The organism is Pseudomonas sp. fls2-241-TYG-175 (assembly GCF_030209155.1).
Classification (GTDB): Bacteria; Pseudomonadota; Gammaproteobacteria; order Pseudomonadales; family Pseudomonadaceae; genus Aquipseudomonas; species Aquipseudomonas viridiflava.
Map to the genome: position 1 here is coordinate 134702 of NZ_JARVSO010000014.1, position 18029 is coordinate 152730.

Below are 18029 nucleotides of genomic sequence, written 5' to 3' on the forward strand. Positions count from 1 at the left end.
GCACGGCGTACGGGTGCTAGTTTTTAAATAAGTACGCCCAGTTATTCACTTGCAGTTATTCGCTATGCGGCCGGGCGAGCGGCGCTGCGGGCAATCTCGAACAGACGCCCGGCTTCGACCGCTGTGGGCCTGACGTCGAACTGACCTTGCAGGCAGCTATCGAACGCCGAGCGCGAATCCAGTAACACCGTCTGCTGCATTTCATTCACGTAACGCAGATTCAACAGGCGTCTTCGCCCACCGCGGGTGTAACGGGTCAATACCAGGTTGCGACAGAAAATGGAGTCAGGCGAAGTAGCCGAATAGTGATTGGCCGTGTCGATGTGCGCCTGCCGCGAAGGCTCATCGCCCAGCCGGTACAACTCGTCCCACTGGCCCTGCTCACTGATCCACAACCCTCTGCCACTCTGCGATGGACGCACCTGAAACGCCAGGGTGTTCTGCGGCCGAGCGCTCTCGGTGTCCAGTTCAATGGGCCAGAGCAGGCCGTTGCCAAAGCCGGTATCGCACAGCAGCACCCGGCCTGCGACCTGCGTCAGAAGGTAAAGATGCGTAGGCGGCAGAACCCGGTCACCGGTGCGGTAGACCACTCGCGCCAGATACGGCGTCGCCTCGATGCCCTGACGTTCCAGATGCGCCTTGAATGCCGAGTTCAGTTCATGGCAATAGCCGCCCCGATACCGCGCAAGCGAGCGCAGCAGTGTGTCAGGCGAGAGATTCGGCGGCCCGTTCAACAGCGCGTTGAGGTTGTTGAAAACGTAGCGTTGCGTCCAGGTGCGATGAAGACCGAACACATGATGTAGCTGTGGCGAGTGAGCCTGTGCGGTCATGAACACGTCCTTTGCCAGCGTCTGGCGTTCTTGTTGCGCCGTCTCTGTCACGCAGCCTGATGCCTTCATCAAACCAGGCAGATTAAGCCGCTTCGCCAACCCCTCCACAAACGAAAATCTGCAGAACAGTTATCGAGAAATCAGGTTCCACAGGCGCCCCACCTGCTGTGCATCATTCTGTTACCCACCGCCCCAAAACAGCGCAGGAAACGTTTCAGGTAACAGGTTCGGTATGGGGCAGGAAAAAATCCCGTCATCCATGCCCTCTCCAAAGCCCTTTTAAACCGGGCATCGACGCGACGGTGCAGGTCGTCAATTCAAGTTGGCCTTCAGATTGCATATGCTTGTATATACGAGTAGAGACAAGTTGGCAGACTGGTTCTGCCAGACAGATGTGAACGCCCTTTGCGGGCTGGTTTGGAATGATCGCCGAGGATTTTTTTGTGACAGAGAAACTTGTGACCGAGAAGCAAGACCTGAAGCAGGACTGGACCCGCCACCGCGAAGGCGAGGTACGTGCGGCACGAGGTACGAAACTGACGGCCAAAAGCTGGCTGACCGAAGCGCCGTTGCGCATGTTGATGAACAACCTGGACCCGGAAGTCGCCGAGAACCCCAACGAACTGGTGGTGTACGGCGGCATCGGGCGGGCGGCACGCAACTGGGAGTGCTACGACCAGATCGTCGAAAGCCTCACTCACCTGAATGACGACGAGACGCTGCTGGTGCAATCCGGCAAGCCGGTCGGCGTGTTCAAGACCCACAGCAATGCCCCGCGCGTGCTGATCGCCAACTCCAACCTGGTGCCGCACTGGGCGAGCTGGGAGCACTTCAACGAACTGGATGCCAAGGGCCTGGCGATGTACGGCCAAATGACCGCCGGCAGCTGGATCTACATCGGCAGCCAAGGCATCGTGCAAGGCACCTACGAAACCTTCGTCGAGGCCGGTCGCCAGCATTACGACGGCAACCTCAAAGGCCGCTGGGTATTGACCGCAGGCCTGGGCGGCATGGGCGGCGCGCAACCACTGGCCGCGACACTGGCCGGAGCCTGCTCGCTGAACATCGAATGCCAGCAGAGCCGTATCGATTTCCGTATCAAGACCCGCTACGTCGACGAACAGGCCGACGATCTGGATGACGCGCTGGCTCGCATCGCCAAATACACCGCCGAAGGCAAGGCCATCTCCATCGCCCTGTGCGGCAACGCGGCCGAGATCCTGCCGGAAATGGTCCGTCGTGGCGTGCGCCCGGACATGGTCACCGACCAGACCAGCGCCCATGACCCGCTCAACGGCTACCTGCCAAAAGGCTGGAGCTGGGACGAGTACCGCGCCCGCTCGGTAAGCGAGCCGGCCAATGTGGTCAAGGCTGCCAAGCAGTCGATGGCCGAACACGTCGAAGCCATGCTGGCCTTCCAGAAAGCCGGCATTCCAACCTTCGACTACGGCAACAACATCCGCCAGATGGCCAAGGAAGTCGGCGTCAAGGATGCCTTCGATTTCCCAGGCTTCGTGCCTGCCTACATCCGTCCGCTGTTCTGCCGAGGCATCGGTCCGTTCCGCTGGGCCGCGCTGTCGGGTGACCCGCAGGACATCTACAAGACCGACGCCAAGGTCAAGGAACTGATCCCGGACGACGAACACCTGCACAACTGGCTGGACATGGCCCGCGAGCGCATCAGCTTTCAGGGTCTGCCCGCCCGTATCTGCTGGGTCGGTCTGGGCCAGCGCGCCAAGCTGGGTCTGGCGTTCAACGAGATGGTGCGCAGCGGCGAGCTGTCGGCACCGGTGGTGATTGGCCGCGACCACCTGGACTCCGGTTCGGTCGCCAGCCCCAACCGCGAAACCGAAGCCATGCGCGACGGCTCCGACGCAGTCTCCGACTGGCCGTTACTCAACGCCCTGCTCAACACCGCCAGCGGCGCAACCTGGGTGTCTCTGCACCACGGCGGCGGCGTCGGCATGGGCTTCTCGCAGCACTCGGGCATGGTGATCGTCTGCGACGGCACCGACGAAGCCGCTGCACGGATCGCCCGCGTGCTGCACAACGACCCGGCCACTGGCGTCATGCGCCATGCCGACGCGGGATATGACATTGCTATCGAATGTGCCAAAGAGCAGGGCTTGAACCTGCCGATGATCGGACGTTAAGGGACCTGTCGGTCATCACCGACAGCCCTCGGGAACGGGCGTGAAAACGCCCGAAGGCCGGATGCCTGTTTTGAAGCTGCCACCATCCCTTTCAGGCGTAGGAGCATCGACAATGAATATGAAAAAGGCCCTGTTGACCACTCTGGTATCCGCTGGCTTGCTTGCCAGCGCCGGAGCGAGTCAGGCCGCCAGCTGGTGTGAATCGGGCAAGCCGGTGAAATTTGCGGGCCTGAACTGGGAAAGCGCCATGCTGCTGACCGACATCCTGCAGATTGTGATGGACAAGGGTTACGGCTGCACCGTGGACGCCCTGCCCGGCAACTCCATCGCCATGGAAAACGCCCTGAGCACCAACGACATCCAGATTTTCGCTGAAGAATGGGTGGGTCGCAGCGAGGTGTGGAACAAGGCGGCGGCGGCCGGAAAAGTGGTCGGTGTCGGCGCGCCTATCGTCGGTGCGGTCGAAGGCTGGTACGTACCGCGCTACGTGATCGAAGGCGATGCCAAGCGCAAGCTGGAACCCAAGGCGCCGAACCTCAAGTCCATCAGTGACCTGGCGCAATACTCGGCGGTGTTCAAGGATCAGGAAGAACCCGGCAAGGGCCGTTTCTACAACTGCCCGGCCGGCTGGACCTGCGAGCTGGAAAACAGCGAGATGCTCAAGAGCTACGGTCTGGAGAACAAGTACACCAACTTCCGGCCGGGCACCGGCCCAGCGCTGGACGCGGCTATCCTGTCCAGCTACAAGCGTGGCGAGCCGATCCTGACGTATTACTGGTCGCCGACGCCGCTGATGGGCCAGGTGGATCTGGTGCGTCTGGAAGAGAAGGCCGGGGTAAACAAGACGATCGATATCAAGGTCGGCGTGTCCAAAGTGTTCCATGATCAGGCGCCTGAGCTGGTTGCGATGCTGGAGAAGGTCAATCTGCCGATCGACCTGCTCAACCAGAACCTGGGACGCATGGCCAAGGACCGCATCGAATCGCCGAAGCTTGCCCGGATCTTCCTGAAAGAACACCCGGAAGTCTGGCACCAGTGGGTCAGTGAAGACGCCGCGAAAAAGGTGGACGCCTCGCTGTAAACGACTGGGCAGCCGGGCTGACAGTGCCGGTCCGGTTGCCCGTTCGTGGGTCCGATACACCTTACTTGAGAGCCGCTTATGTTCCCTGAAAGCTTCACTTTCTCGATCGCCAACTGGGTCAATGACGGCGTCGACTCGCTGGTGACCCAATACGGCGATGTGTTCCGGCACATCTCCGACACCCTGCTGTGGGCCATCGTCAATCTGGAAGGCCTGCTGCGCATGGCGCCCTGGTGGCTGATGCTGCTGATTGTCGGCGGCATCGCCTGGCACGCCACTCGCAAGGTCGTCACCACCGTCGTGATCGTCGGCCTGCTGTTTCTGGTCGGCGCGGTCGGCTTGTGGGACAAACTGATGCAGACCCTGGCGCTGATGCTGGTCGCCACGATCATCGCCGTGCTGATCGGTATCCCGCTGGGGATTCTTTCGGCGCGCAGCAACCGCCTGCGTTCGGTGCTGATGCCACTGCTGGACATCATGCAGACCATGCCCAGCTTCGTTTACCTGATTCCGGTGCTGATGCTGTTCGGTCTGGGCAAGGTCCCGGCGATCTTCGCCACCGTGATCTACGCCGCGCCACCGCTGATCCGCCTGACCGACCTGGGCATTCGTCAGGTCGATGGCGAAGTCATGGAAGCCATCAACGCGTTCGGTGCCAACCGCTGGCAGCAACTGTTCGGCGTGCAACTGCCACTGGCGATGCCCAGCATCATGGCCGGGATAAACCAGACCACCATGATGGCACTGTCGATGGTGGTCATCGCCTCGATGATCGGCGCTCGCGGTCTGGGCGAAGACGTACTCGTCGGCATTCAGACGCTGAACGTTGGACGCGGACTGGAAGCGGGACTGGCCATCGTCATTCTGGCGGTCGTGATCGACCGTATCACTCAGGCCTACGGCCGCCCACGGCATGAGGCGCATAAATGATGAGTGCGGAACAGAACAAGATCGTCGTACGAAATGTGTTCAAGATTTTCGGCAGCCGCGAAAAGGAAGCGCTGGCGATGGTCCAGCAAAATCAGAGCAAGGATCAGGTGCTGGCCAAAACCGGCTGCGTCGTCGGCGTGAACGACCTGTCGCTGTCGATTGCCAGTGGCGAGATCTTCGTGATCATGGGCCTGTCCGGCTCGGGCAAATCGACGCTGGTACGCCACTTCAACCGGCTGATCGACCCTACCAGCGGTGAGATTCTGGTCGATGGCGAGGACATCCTGCGCTACGACATGGAAGCGCTGCGCCAGTTTCGCCGACACAAGATCAGCATGGTGTTCCAGAGCTTCGGCCTGCTGCCGCACAAGACCGTGCTCGCCAACGTAGCCTACGGCCTGAAAGTGCGCGGCGAGACCAAGGCGCTGTGTGATGAGCGCGCCCGGCACTGGATCACCACGGTCGGCCTGAGCGGCTACGAAAACAAGTACCCGCACCAGCTTTCCGGCGGCATGCGCCAGCGGGTCGGTCTGGCCCGCGCGTTGGCGGCCGACACCGACATCATCCTGATGGACGAAGCGTTCAGCGCCCTCGACCCGCTGATCCGCGCCGAAATGCAGGACCAATTGCTGGAACTGCAGGCCAAGCTGCACAAGACCATCGTGTTCATTACCCACGACCTGGACGAGGCGGTGCGCATCGGCAACCGGATCGCGATTCTCAAGGACGGGCGGCTGATTCAGGTCGGCACGCCGAAAGAAATCCTTCACTCGCCCGCTGACGATTACGTGGACCGTTTCGTTCAGCGCCGCGTGGCCACTCTTTAAGGACCGTTGCAGATGTCGCGAGCAGAACAGATCGTCATCGGCGACGCCCCGGCGCGCTGGCAGGATGTGGTGGCCGTCGCCCGGCATGGCGCGCAACTGGTGCTGTCCGACGCCGCGTGGGCGAGGATCGACAACGCCCAGGCCATCGTCCGGCAGATCGTCGCCAGCGGCGAGCGCGCCTATGGCGTGAACACCGGCCTGGGCGCGCTGTGCAATGTCTCGCTGGAAGGCGAACAGCTCAGTCGTCTGTCGCGCAACACCCTGCTCAGCCATGCCTGTGGCGTCGGCGCACCGCTGGCCGACGAGCAGACCCGCGCGATCATCTGCGCCGCTCTGCTCAATTACAGTCAGGGCAAATCCGGCATTCATCGGCAAGTGGTCGAAGCGCTGCTGGCCCTGCTCAATCGCGGCATCACGCCGCAGGTTCCGGCGCAGGGCTCGGTCGGTTACCTGACCCACATGGCGCACGTCGGCGTCGCCTTGCTGGGCGTCGGTCAGGTCAGCTATCGCGGGCAGATCGTCTCGGCACAGCAGGCGCTGGATGAGGAAGGTCTCAAACCCGTCCTGCTCGGCGCGAAAGACGGTTTGTGTCTGGTCAACGGCACGCCCTGCATGACCGGCCTGAGCTGTCTGGCCATCGCCGACGCCGAACGCCTGACCCAGTGGGCCGACGTGATCGGCGCCATGACCTTCGAAGCGCTGCGCGGTCAGCTGGACGCCTTCGATGAAACCATCCTCGCCCTCAAGCCACATCCCGGCATGCAGATAGTCGGCAGCAACCTGCGAAGCCTGCTGGCAGGCAGCGAAGTGCTCGCCAGCAGTCAGGGCATTAGGACTCAGGATGCGCTGAGCATCCGTTCGATTCCGCAAGTGCACGGCGCCACCCGCGATCAACTGACACATGCCATTCGCCAGATCGAAACCGAACTGAACTCGGTCACCGACAACCCGCTGCTGCTCGGCACGCCCGACGCCTATCGCGTGGTGTCCCAGGCCAATCCGCACGGTCAGTCCGTGGCGATGGCGGCAGACTTGCTGTGCATGGCCGTCGCCGAACTGGGCTCGATTGCCGAGCGTCGTCTGGACCGCCTGATCAACCCGATGGTCAGCGGCCTGCCCGCCTTTCTGGTCAGCCAGCCGGGCGTCAACTCGGGAATGATGATCGTCCAGTACGTCGCCGCCTCGCTGTGCGCGGAAAACCGTCAGATGGCGCAACCGGCGGTTGTGGATAACTACGTCACGTCCGGCCTGCAGGAAGATCACCTGAGCCTGGGCACCAGCGCCGCACTCAAGCTGCACAAGGTGCTGGGCAACGCGACGCAGATTCTGGCCATCGAATACCTGCTCGCGGCGCAGGCCTTCGAATTCCTCAAGACCCAGCGCTTCGGCGTCGGAACGAACATCGCCTGGCAACTGTTACGCGAGCGGGTTCCAGCCTATGACGAAGACCGCTGGCTGGCGCCGGACATCGCCAGCAGCGCAGCACTGATCAACGAACAACAGACGCTGGAAAGGATTTTCCAGCGCTGCCGCGAACACACGGTAACCCAATAAAAAGCGGTCAAGGCCCGGCGTTACCCACGCAGGGCCGACGGCGGCGCGTTCAAGAAGCGCGCACGCCCGACATCAATCAAGGAGTAGCTGCATCGTGACCACCTCATCTGCCCACGCTTTCAACCTGATTCCCGGCCAACTGACACTGGCGCAATTGCGCGCCATTTATCAGCAGCCTGTGACCCTGACGCTCGATGCCAGCGCTGATCAGCAGATCGACGACAGCGTGGTGTGCGTCGAGCGCATCCTGGCCGAGAACCGCACCGCTTATGGCATCAACACCGGTTTCGGCCTGCTGGCCTCGACGCGCATCGCCAGTGAAGACCTGGAGAACCTGCAGCGTTCGCTGGTGCTGTCCCACGCCGCCGGTGTCGGCCAGCCGATCAGTGATGAACTGGTGCGAGTGATCATGGTGCTCAAGGTCAACAGCCTGAGCCGGGGCTTTTCGGGGATTCGTCGGGTGGTCATCGACGCGCTGATTGCGCTGATCAATGCCGAGGTCTACCCGCACATCCCGCTCAAGGGCTCGGTGGGCGCATCCGGTGACCTCGCGCCGCTGGCGCACATGTCGCTGGTGCTGCTGGGTGAAGGCAAGGCGCGCTACAAGGGCGAATGGCTCAATGCAGTCGATGCCCTGAAAGTCGCCGGCCTGACGCCGCTGACCCTGGCCGCCAAGGAAGGTCTGGCGCTGCTCAACGGCACGCAGGTTTCGACCGCCTACGCGCTGCGCGGCCTGTTCGAAGGCGAAGACCTGTTCGCCGCCGCCCTGACCTGCGGTTCGCTCACGGTTGAGGCGGTACTGGGTTCTCGTTCGCCGTTCGACGCACGCATCCATGCCGCACGTGGCCAGCGCGGACAGATCGATTCCGCTGCCTGCTACCGCGACCTGCTGGGTGAAAGCAGCGAAGTGTCCGAGTCGCACCGCAACTGCGACAAGGTTCAGGACCCCTACTCGCTGCGCTGCCAGCCCCAGGTCATGGGCGCCTGCCTGACTCAGTTGCGTCAGGCTGCCGAAGTGCTGGAAATCGAAGCCAACGCCGTGTCCGACAACCCGCTGGTGTTCGCTGCCGAGAACGACGTGATCTCCGGCGGCAACTTCCACGCTGAGCCGGTCGCCATGGCGGCAGACAACCTGGCGCTGGCCATCGCAGAAATCGGCTCGCTCAGTGAGCGCCGCATTTCGTTGATGATGGACAAGCACATGTCGCAACTGCCGCCGTTCCTGGTGGCCAACGGCGGAGTCAATTCCGGCTTCATGATCGCCCAGGTCACTGCCGCCGCGCTGGCCAGTGAAAACAAGGCGCTGGCCCATCCGCACAGCGTCGACAGCCTGCCGACGTCGGCCAACCAGGAAGACCATGTGTCGATGGCGCCAGCCGCCGGCAAGCGGTTATGGGAAATGGCAGAAAACGTTCGCGGGATTCTTGCCGTAGAATGGCTGGCTGCGTGTCAGGGTCTGGACCTGCGCAATGGCCTGAAAACCTCTCCGAAACTGGAGCAGGCCCGTGCCCTGCTGCGCAGCAAGGTCCCGTCCTACGACAAAGACCGCTTTTTCGCACCGGACATCGAAGCTGCCAGCCAGCTGTTGTCCTCCACTTGCCTGAACCCTTTGGTTCCTGCACGTCTGCTACCCAGTCTGTGATGCACCGCGAGCCTGGCAGGGCTCGCCATGGTCAATCGCTGCGGGGAGCCGGATGCAGGCGTTCTCGCAGCTATAGCCATACCAGTAATGAAATGGACCTGAAATGACGTCACGAGATGGTTTGAAACGCGGGTTATCCGCCCGCCACATTCGCTTCATGGCCCTGGGCTCTGCCATCGGCACAGGGTTGTTCTACGGCTCGGCCTCGGCGATTCAACAGGCAGGCCCCGCCGTATTGCTGGCCTATCTGATCGGCGGCGCGGCGGTATTCATGGTCATGCGTGCGCTGGGCGAAATGGCCGTGCACCATCCGGTGGCCGGTTCGTTCAGCCATTACGCCACACGCTATCTGGGCCCGCTGGCAGGCTTCGTCCTGGGCTGGACCTACGCGTTCGAGATGATCATCGTCTGCCTCGCCGACGTCACCGCATTCGGGATCTACATGGGCTTCTGGTTCCCGGAAGTGCCGCGCTGGATCTGGGTGCTGGGCATCGTGTTCCTGATCGCCGCGCTGAATCTGTGCAACGTGAAAGTCTTTGGCGAAACCGAATTCTGGCTGTCGCTGCTCAAGGTCGGCGCGATCATCGCGATGATTCTGGCGGGCTTCGGCATCATGCTGTTCGGCATCGGCAGCTCGACCACAGGCACGGAGATCGGCATCGCCAACCTGTGGGCGCATGGCGGTTTCATGCCCAACGGCGTCGCAGGTCTGATCGCATCGTTTGCCGTGGTGATGTTTGCCTTCGGCGGCATCGAGGTCATCGGGATTACCGCCGGTGAAGCCAAGGACCCGCAACGCTCGCTGCCGAGTGCGATCAATGCCGTACCGCTGCGCATCCTGCTGTTCTACGTACTGACACTGTTCGTGCTGATGTCCATTTATCCATGGCCACAGATCGGCACGCAGGGCAGCCCGTTCGTGCAGATTTTCGACAATCTGGGCATCGCGTCGGCCGCCACCATTCTCAACATCGTGGTGATTTCCGCTGCCGTGTCAGCCATCAACAGCGACATCTTCGGCGCAGGCCGCATGATGTATGGGCTGGCGCGCGATGGTCAGGCACCGGCCAGCTTTGCCCACCTGTCGCGGCAAGGCGTGCCGTGGATGACTGTCGTGGTCATGGGCGTGACACTGCTGGGCGGTGTGGTGCTCAACTACCTGATCCCCAAAGACGTGTTCCTTTTGATCGCTTCGCTGGCCACCTTCGCCACCGTCTGGGTCTGGCTGATGATCCTGCTGACCCAGGTCGCAATGCGCCGCGCCATGAGCGCCGAAGAAGTCGCCGAGCTGAAATTTCCGGTGCCGTTCTGGCCGTACGCGCCAGCCGCCGCCATCGTCTTCATGCTGTTTATCTTCGGCGTGCTGGGGTACTTCCCGGACAACCGCGCCGCGCTGATCGTCGGCGCGATCTGGATCGTGCTGCTGGTCATCGCCTACCGTCTATGGGTGAAACCCAAATCGCTGAAATCTGTCCCCTAGCCTGAGGAGGCCCTGGATGAAAACGCTCTGGAAGAACTGTCACATCGCAACCATGGCACACGGCACGTACTCGATCATCGAGGATGCCGCCATCGTGACTTCCGGAGCGTACATCGAATGGATCGGGCCTCTGGATCAGGTGGTGGAAACGGACTATGAAAACTGTACCGATCTGGGCGGAGCGTGGGTCACGCCCGGTCTGATCGACTGTCACACCCACACCGTGTTCGGCGGCAACCGCAGCGGCGAATTCGAGCAGCGGCTGCAAGGCGTGAGCTACGCCGACATCGCAGCCGCAGGCGGTGGCATCGCCAGCACCGTGCGCGCCACCCGCGCTGCGACCGAGGACGAGCTGTACATCAGCGCCGAACGTCGCTTGCGGCACCTGCTCAAGGATGGCGTGACCACCGTCGAGATGAAGTCCGGTTACGGGCTGGATCTGGAAAACGAACGCAAATTGCTGCGCGTGATCCGTCGCCTCGGCAACACCCAGCCGGTCACCGTGCGCAGCACTTGCCTGGCCGCCCACGCGCTGCCGCCTGAATACGCCGACCGCGCCGACGACTACATCCACCACATCTGCAACGAAATGCTCCCGGCGCTGGCCGCCGAAGGGCTGGTGGATGCGGTGGACGCGTTCTGTGAGTACCTAGCGTTTTCCCCGGCGCAGGTCGAGCAGGTGTTCATCACCGCCGGCCAGCTCGGCCTGCCAGTGAAGCTGCACGCCGAACAGCTCTCGTCGCTGGGCGGCTCAAGTCTGGCGGCGCGCTACAAGGCCCTGTCGGCGGACCATCTGGAGTTCATAACCGAAGACGACGTCATCGCCATGGCCGCGTCGGGCACCGTCGCCGTGCTGCTGCCGGGCGCCTACTACTTCCTGCGCGAGACGCAACTGCCGCCGATGGATGCGCTGCGCAAGCACGGCGTGCCCATCGCGATTTCCACCGACATGAACCCCGGCACCTCGCCCGGCCTGTCGCTGCGCCTGATGCTCAACATGGCCTGCACGCTGTTTCGCATGACGCCTGAAGAGGCACTGGCAGGCGTCACACTCAACGCCGCCAAGGCGCTGGGCATGGGCGATACACACGGTTCGCTGGAAGTCGGCAAGACGGCGGATTTCGTCGCCTGGGACATCGAGCGACCGGCTGATCTGGCGTATTGGCTGGGCGGCGATCTGGACAAACGCGTCGTGCGTCATGGTGTCGAATCACTGGTTTAAAGGAGAAGATTGTGGACAACGTTCTGACATTCACTCGCGGCCGACTTCCGCTGCTCATCAGCATGCCCCACGCGGGCCTCAAGCTCACGCCCGCAGTGGAAGCCGGGCTGGTGGACGAAGCGCTGAGCCTGCCCGACACCGACTGGCACATTCCGCGTCTGTACGACTTCGCTGCCGAACTGGGTGCCAGCACCCTGGCGGCCGAGTATTCGCGTTTCGTCATCGACCTGAATCGCCCGTCCGACGACAAGCCGATGTACGCCGGTGCGACCACAGGGCTGTTTCCATCGATCCTGTTCGACGGCGTGCCGCTGTTCAAGGAAGGACAAACGCCGGGGCCTGAAGAGCAAGCGAAGTACCTGAAGCAGATCTGGACGCCGTATCACCAGACGCTGGAGCAGGAACTGCAACGGTTGCGCGACGAGTTCGGCTACGCGCTGCTGTTCGATGCACACTCGATTCGCGGCCACGTCCCGCACCTGTTCGATGGTCGCCTGCCGGACTTCAACCTCGGCACCTTCAACGGCGCCAGCTGCGACGCGGAACTGGCCAGCAGGCTGGAACAGGTCTGTGCATCTGCCAAGGATTACAGCCACGTGCTGAACGGCCGCTTCAAGGGCGGCCACATCACCCGCCATTACGGCGACCCGGCGAACAACATCCACGCCGTGCAGCTGGAACTGGCGCAAAGCACCTACATGGAAGAATTCGCCCCCTTCCACTACCGCCCGGACCTGGCCGAACCGACCCGCAACGTCCTCAGGCCACTGCTCGAAACACTCATCGCCTGGGGCCAGAAGCGGTTTGGTCGGTAGCACACTCGCTCCGCGGTGTGACGCAGAGCATGGGCATGATCAGGTTCGGAAGTTGCTCACTTCTTGAGCAACCGCAACCCGTTGAACACCACCAGCAAACTCACGCCCATGTCGGCGAACACCGCCATCCACATGGTCGCCAGTCCGGCGAAGGTGATGCCGATGAACAGCACCTTGGTGACAATCGCCAGCACGATGTTCTGCTTGAGCACCGCCGAGGTCCTGCGCGACAGGCGGATAAAAGCGGGAATCTTGCGAAGATCGTCGTCCATCAGCGCAACATCCGCCGTCTCGATCGCTGTATCAGTCCCCGCCGCCGCCATCGCGAAACCGATCTCGGAGCGTGCCAGCGCAGGCGCATCGTTGATGCCGTCGCCGACCATCCCGACGCGGTGGTTCTGCGCATACAGCCCTTCAATCGCCGCCAGCTTGTCCGCAGGAAGCAGGTTGCCCTGCGCCTGATCGATCCCCACCTGATCGGCAATCGCCTTGGCGGTGTGCGGGTTGTCGCCGGTCAGCATCAGCGTCTTGATGCCCAGCTCATGCAACTCGGCGATGGCCTGACGACTGGTATCCTTGACCGTGTCGGCCACTGCAAACAGTGCCAGCGGACCGGTTGAGTCGAGCAGCAGCACCACGCTCTTGCCCTGCATTTCCAGTGCGTCCAGACGTGCTTCCAGTTCAGGCGAGCACAGCCCCAGTTCTTCCACCAGACGATGATTGCCCAGGTGATACAGGCGACCATTGATCTCGCCCTTCACACCGCGCCCGCCCAGCGCTTCGAAGTTCACCACCTCATGCACGGCAGCACCCGCGTCGGCCGCCTTGGCAATGGCCTGGGAAACCGGATGATCCGAGCGACCCGCAAGGCTGGCAGCGATGGCAGGCGCGGTGTCGGCTGCATCAGCGTGCAACGCCACGTAGTCGGTCTGCACCGGCTTGCCGTGCGTCAGGGTGCCGGTCTTGTCGAGCGCCAGGTAATCCAGCTTCTCGCCCATTTCCAGATACACACCGCCCTTGATCAGGATGCCTTTACGCGCCGCAGCCGCCAGGCCACTGACAATGGTCACAGGCGTAGAGATCACCAGCGCACACGGACACGCGACAACCAGCAGCACCAGCGCGCGGTAGACCCAGTCGAACCAGGCACCGCCAAAGAACAGCGGAGCCACCAGCGCAACCGCCAATGCCACGACAAACACCACTGGCGTGTAGATGCGCGAGAAGCTGTCAACGAAGCGCTGAGTCGGCGCACGCGAACCCTGAGCGGCTTCTACTGCGTGGATGATCCGCGCCAGCGTCGAGTTGTTCGCCGCCGCCGTGACGCGGTACTCCAGCGAGCCCGCCTGATTGATCGTGCCCGCAAACACCTTGTCGCCGACCGCCTTCTCGACCGGCAGGCTTTCGCCGGTAATCGAGGCCTGATCAATGGTCGATTGCCCGGACACGACTTCACCGTCCAGCGCAATGCGCTCGCCCGGCTTTACCCGCACGATTGCTTCCAACTCGACCTTTTTCGCTTCTACTTCAAGCCAGCTTCCGTCTGCCTGACGAACTGTTGCCAGCTCCGGCGTCAACTGCATCAGGCCGCTGATCGCATTACGTGCACGGTCCAGCGACTTGGCTTCAATGAGCTCGGCCACGGTGAACAGGAACATCACCATCGCCGCCTCAGGCCATTGGCCGATCAGCACAGCGCCGGTCACGGCGATGCTCATCAACGCATTGATGTTCAGGTTGAAGTTCTTGAGCGCAATCCAGCCTTTCTTGTAGGTCGTGAGGCCGCAACTGAAGATCGACACCAGCGCCAGCAGTGCGACAACCCAAGTCGGGCCCAGCGAAGCAAAGTGCACCACTTCCGCAGCCAACGCAGCGACGCCGGACAGCGCCAGCGGCCACCAGTGTTTCTTCGGCGCAGGTGCAGCGGCGGCGTTTGAATCGGCGCCCTCTTCGATCAGATCGGCCTGCATGCCCAGCGAACCGATGGCCTCGCGGATCGGATCGGTCGACGGCAGGTCATGCCAGACGCCGAGGATGCGATTGATCAGGTTGAACTCCAGTTTCTGCACGCCCGCCAGCTTGCCCAGCTTGTTCTGGATCAGGGTCTGCTCGGTCGGGCAGTCCATCGCCTCGATACGGAAACTGCTCAAACGCGCATCGGCTGATGTAGCGTTATCGAGCGTCACGACGGCAGGCGCTGCCTTGCTGGAGCAACACGAATGCGCATGCTCTGCGTGCACCTCTTCGTGCTCGTCATGACCGTGTGTCGGGGTAACTTTGCTGATCGGGCCCATTTGGCGCGCTCCTGGATTCTGCTTGTTGCCAAGTGAACACCCTGTAGCCACTATAGGGTCAAGCGCTAAAACGAGAAGCAGCCCATGAAGATCGGTGAACTGGCAAAGTTGACGGATACGCAGGTCGAAACGGTCCGTTATTACGAACGCGAAGGCCTGCTGCCCGCCCCCGCACGCAGCGATAGCAACTACCGGCTGTACACCCAGGCTCATGTGGAGCGGCTGTCGTTCATCCGCAACTGCCGCAGCCTGGACATGACGCTGGAAGAGATTCGCAGTCTGCTGAGTCTGCGTGACAGCCCGCAGGACCAGTGCGAAAGCGTCAATGCGCTGATCGACGAGCACATCGAACACGTCAATGCCCGCGTCGCCAGCCTTCAGGCGCTGCAGCAACAACTGCTCGACCTGCGCCAACGTTGCGGCAGCGGCGAGGCTGATCACTGCGCGATTCTGGAAAGACTGGAAGTGACCGGCGCCGTCGCCTCACCCGAAGGCGAGCCCTCCCATGTGGGGCGCAGTCACAGTCATTGAGGCTGCATGCGTGATGTATCGTGCCGATGCTCCGCGCTCATCGTTATACACAAGTCCTCTTGGACGAATACGATGATGATCGTTCCTACGCTCTGCGTGGGAATGCCTCCCAGGACGCTCCGCGTCCGCTCTCAAATGTGGCGCAGATGCTAGTCCAAGCTCCAGCGTTATCCACGTCATGCGCTCGGCTAACTGAACACTCAGTCTGTGCCATTTGTGACGCGGAGCGTCACGGGACGCATGCCCACGCGGAGCGATGGGCACGATCAGTGTTGAGGCTGCGTGCGTGATCTGATCGTGCCGATGTTCCGCGTCGGCATGCAGCCCGATCCTGGCTGTCACACAGCCTCAAAGCCATCCACATACAGGACCTGATAACGCACCATGGTGTCGCTGAGCCGCTGCCTGAGGTAGCCGTTCGCATGACCCAACGCATTCAGGATCTGCTCGGACTCGACCAGGTAGGACGCCCGCTTGGCGTGTGTCCATTTGGCAGGCGCTGACTGCAGGTTGGTGATGCGGTCACACAGCTTGACCGCTGCCGCTTCACGGGAGTGTTCGGCAATACCCTGAAAATAACGCTCCTCGGAAAACGGCACGATCAGGTTCTTGCTCAGGCACGCAACCGTTGATGCAACCTCGGCACCAAACGCCTCCGCCAACTGCGCTGTCGTCACATCGGTGTCTTCCACCACGTCATGCAACAGCGCGGCAGGCAGGGCAATCTCGAATGCACCGACGGGCTCTTCGCGATGGGCGAAGATCAGCTCATTGGCCACCATCGCCACGTGGGTGGTGTAAGGCAGATCCGAGCTGGTCATCGTCTGCCCGACATGAGCGTGGGAGGCGAACAACCAGGCTTTGTTATAGAGATGTTGCAGATCGAGGGTAGGCATCAGATGGTTCCTTTGCTGACGGGGTCTGGCTGACAACAGCTTGAATCTTCGCGGTGATAGGGACTGGGGGGAAGCACCACAACGTCTTCGACGTAGCGCTGTCGCGCAGCAAACCTGGTGGGAGCGGACTTGTCCGCGAAAAGGCCAGTACATCCGATGAAGATGCAGTGGACGAAGTGCAGCATTCGCGGACAAACGGAACGCCGCCCGGTCCGCTCCCACGAAAAGTGTCTATCCAGCAGATTACGTGTTGTATTGATAAGAGTGAGCTTGCTCTGGATCTTGCTTTCATCCAGCAGTACGCCACGTACATTAGCCCTTCGGCACATCCTCGATCGTCGGCTCGGACTCAGCCTCCGGCTCTTCAGCCGCTGGAGGTTCAGGTGTCAGGTCCAGAAGATCAGGCCCGTCGTCCTCAACACCCTCTTCCTCACCCTCCTCAGGCTCCACCACCAAAGGTGCCAGCAGACTCGGATCGGTCACGCCCGTCAGTTTCTTACGCAAACGCTGCAGATCCCCGACGCTCAGCTTCAACAGCTTGGCCGATTTGGTCTTGAGCAACTGGGTGACGCTTTCTTCCTCGCCCAACTGCGCCATCTGCCCTGCGAGGTTCATTGCCAGCACCTCACGCTTGTAGATGCCGGTGTTGTACTGATACACCGCCGCGATCAGCTCGCGCAGTTCCAGTGGCAGGCGCCAGCGGGTGCGCAGTGCAGACCCGAAGGAGGCCGAATACTGCTCCAGCGCCTGATCGATGGCCTGTTCATTCAGCTCACCGCCCGCCAGCAGCCATTCCTGCAGACAGCCCAGCACCGCCAGATCGCCCAGCGATTGCAGCATCCCGGCGCAGAAACAGCGCTCGACATCTAGCTCCAGCATGCCGCCCAGAATCCGAGCGTAATCCGCTGTGCGTTGCGACAGGGTCCAGAACTGACTGGCCTTGGCCAACAGCGCATCGCTGGTCAGCACCGCCATGCGCTTTTTGGCCAGACCCGAGGCGATAGCCGCCGTTTGCGGCGCGCCGAGTACCGCCATCGCGCCGCCCAGGGTCTGCACAGGCTTTCCCAAATGCTGAGCCGCCGTATTCGCGGCCGCGATGAGCACCGCCGTAATGTGCGGATCGTTGCGCAACTCCTGCTCCAGCAGCGTCGCATCAAGACCGCTCGCCCCCTGGCTCAGTTGAATCGCGTTGGGCACGTCAACAAACAGCGGCGCGCCATCAGCCACGTCGCGACGCTTTTCCAGAAACTTCATCAACGTCAGGCCCGGCGTCAACGCGGGCATATCACCCGGTGCAGCCGCACGACGTCCCAGCAACAGCCCTTCCAGACGCTGCTTCAGGCCCACGGTATCGATGGGTTTGGTCAGATACGCCGTCGGCGCGAGCGGCAGGACTTCACGCACGCTGGCCGCATCACTGCGGTTGCTGATCAGAATAAACGGGATCGGCGGCTGACGACGCAGGTTGCGAATGCCGCGCAACAGACTCAGTCCATCGATGGCGGGCAGTTCACGCGCAGCGATGACCAGATCCGGCAGGTGTTTCTTCATCCATTCGATGGCTTGCCTGCCGTCGGTGCACATCTCCAGTTCGATATCGCCACGCACACTCAGTACCAGCTCGCTGAGTGTTTCGCGAACCCACGGATCAGACTCAGCAATCAATACGCGAGGTACCGCGGGTAAAACTACAGCAGTCATCAGGACTCTCCGACATCGATGCGTTCACCTTAGCCAAAGCCTTCGCCCGGATATAGCCAAAACAGTGAAATAC

General features: G+C 61.9%; 14 protein-coding genes. 10 read left to right on the top strand and 4 right to left on the bottom strand.

Features of this window, described 5'->3' with window-relative positions:
- Positions 1–62 precede the first annotated feature (62 nt).
- Positions 63–830, bottom strand: a complete 768-nt coding sequence (locus tag QRN20_RS12200; protein ID WP_160169232.1) for an arylamine N-acetyltransferase family protein — start codon at positions 828–830, stop codon at positions 63–65.
- Between the two features lie 422 nt (positions 831–1252).
- Here QRN20_RS12200 and hutU point away from each other — a divergent pair, with 422 nt between their 5' ends.
- The 9 genes from hutU (at position 1253) to hutG (ending at position 12534) form a co-directional block, all read left to right on the top strand.
- The gene (gene hutU / locus QRN20_RS12205; protein WP_080665337.1) at positions 1253–2983 is read left to right on the top strand and encodes a urocanate hydratase; all 1731 of its coding nucleotides are present in this window, start codon (positions 1253–1255) and stop codon (positions 2981–2983) included.
- Positions 2984–3095: 112 nt separating this feature from the next.
- Positions 3096–4064, top strand: coding sequence for an ABC transporter substrate-binding protein (locus QRN20_RS12210; RefSeq protein WP_122435057.1), 969 nt, complete (start codon positions 3096–3098; stop codon positions 4062–4064).
- Between the two features lie 78 nt (positions 4065–4142).
- Positions 4143–4994 carry an ABC transporter permease gene (locus tag QRN20_RS12215; RefSeq protein ID WP_122413419.1) on the top strand — a complete coding sequence of 284 codons (852 nt, stop codon included), beginning with the start codon at positions 4143–4145 and terminating at the stop codon, positions 4992–4994.
- Positions 4991–5821, top strand: coding sequence for a quaternary amine ABC transporter ATP-binding protein (locus QRN20_RS12220; RefSeq protein WP_004880403.1), 831 nt, complete (start codon positions 4991–4993; stop codon positions 5819–5821). The genes QRN20_RS12215 and QRN20_RS12220 overlap by 4 nt, the downstream gene beginning before the upstream one ends.
- A gap of 12 nt (positions 5822–5833) precedes the next feature.
- A complete protein-coding gene (locus QRN20_RS12225) occupies positions 5834–7375 on the top strand; it encodes an HAL/PAL/TAL family ammonia-lyase (protein WP_285360442.1) in 1542 nt (513 codons plus the stop codon).
- A 94-nt stretch (positions 7376–7469) separates the two neighbouring features.
- Complete coding sequence (gene hutH / locus QRN20_RS12230) at positions 7470–9017, top strand: histidine ammonia-lyase (RefSeq protein ID WP_285360443.1); 1548 nt, start codon at positions 7470–7472, stop codon at positions 9015–9017.
- A gap of 103 nt (positions 9018–9120) precedes the next feature.
- Positions 9121–10497 carry an L-histidine transporter HutT gene (locus QRN20_RS12235; protein WP_069142751.1) on the top strand — a complete coding sequence of 459 codons (1377 nt, stop codon included), beginning with the start codon at positions 9121–9123 and terminating at the stop codon, positions 10495–10497.
- Positions 10498–10513: 16 nt separating this feature from the next.
- A complete protein-coding gene (gene hutI, locus QRN20_RS12240; protein ID WP_122863731.1) occupies positions 10514–11719 on the top strand; it encodes an imidazolonepropionase in 1206 nt (401 codons plus the stop codon).
- Positions 11720–11730: 11 nt separating this feature from the next.
- On the top strand, positions 11731–12534 hold the full coding sequence (hutG, locus tag QRN20_RS12245) for an N-formylglutamate deformylase (RefSeq protein ID WP_285360446.1): 804 nt from the start codon (positions 11731–11733) through the stop codon (positions 12532–12534).
- Between the two features lie 56 nt (positions 12535–12590).
- On the opposite strand, the gene QRN20_RS12250 is transcribed toward hutG, so the two are convergent.
- Positions 12591–14828, bottom strand: coding sequence for a heavy metal translocating P-type ATPase (locus QRN20_RS12250; RefSeq protein ID WP_032664417.1), 2238 nt, complete (start codon positions 14826–14828; stop codon positions 12591–12593).
- 84 nt (positions 14829–14912) lie between these two features.
- On the opposite strand from QRN20_RS12250, the gene cadR reads away from it, so the two are divergent.
- Positions 14913–15359 (top strand): Cd(II)/Pb(II)-responsive transcriptional regulator, encoded by a 447-nt coding sequence (gene cadR / locus QRN20_RS12255; protein ID WP_122433328.1) that lies wholly within the window; start codon positions 14913–14915, stop codon positions 15357–15359.
- 338 nt (positions 15360–15697) lie between these two features.
- Here cadR and QRN20_RS12260 read toward each other — a convergent pair whose 3' ends face one another.
- On the bottom strand, positions 15698–16255 hold the full coding sequence (locus QRN20_RS12260) for an HD domain-containing protein (protein WP_029244312.1): 558 nt from the start codon (positions 16253–16255) through the stop codon (positions 15698–15700).
- Positions 16256–16567: 312 nt separating this feature from the next.
- Positions 16568–17956 carry an HDOD domain-containing protein gene (locus tag QRN20_RS12265; RefSeq protein WP_032650531.1) on the bottom strand — a complete coding sequence of 463 codons (1389 nt, stop codon included), beginning with the start codon at positions 17954–17956 and terminating at the stop codon, positions 16568–16570.
- Positions 17957–18029 lie beyond the last annotated feature (73 nt).

Coding starts and splice junctions, on each gene's coding strand:
- QRN20_RS12200 (WP_160169232.1), bottom strand. CDS start 830: ATGACCGCACAGGCTCACTCGCCACAGCTACATCATGTGTTCGGTCTT.
- hutU (WP_080665337.1), top strand. CDS start 1,253: ATGATCGCCGAGGATTTTTTTGTGACAGAGAAACTTGTGACCGAGAAG.
- QRN20_RS12210 (WP_122435057.1), top strand. CDS start 3,096: ATGAATATGAAAAAGGCCCTGTTGACCACTCTGGTATCCGCTGGCTTG.
- QRN20_RS12215 (WP_122413419.1), top strand. CDS start 4,143: ATGTTCCCTGAAAGCTTCACTTTCTCGATCGCCAACTGGGTCAATGAC.
- QRN20_RS12220 (WP_004880403.1), top strand. CDS start 4,991: ATGATGAGTGCGGAACAGAACAAGATCGTCGTACGAAATGTGTTCAAG.
- QRN20_RS12225 (WP_285360442.1), top strand. CDS start 5,834: ATGTCGCGAGCAGAACAGATCGTCATCGGCGACGCCCCGGCGCGCTGG.
- QRN20_RS12235 (WP_069142751.1), top strand. CDS start 9,121: ATGACGTCACGAGATGGTTTGAAACGCGGGTTATCCGCCCGCCACATT.
- hutI (WP_122863731.1), top strand. CDS start 10,514: ATGAAAACGCTCTGGAAGAACTGTCACATCGCAACCATGGCACACGGC.
- QRN20_RS12250 (WP_032664417.1), bottom strand. CDS start 14,828: ATGGGCCCGATCAGCAAAGTTACCCCGACACACGGTCATGACGAGCAC.
- cadR (WP_122433328.1), top strand. CDS start 14,913: ATGAAGATCGGTGAACTGGCAAAGTTGACGGATACGCAGGTCGAAACG.
- QRN20_RS12260 (WP_029244312.1), bottom strand. CDS start 16,255: ATGCCTACCCTCGATCTGCAACATCTCTATAACAAAGCCTGGTTGTTC.
- QRN20_RS12265 (WP_032650531.1), bottom strand. CDS start 17,956: ATGACTGCTGTAGTTTTACCCGCGGTACCTCGCGTATTGATTGCTGAG.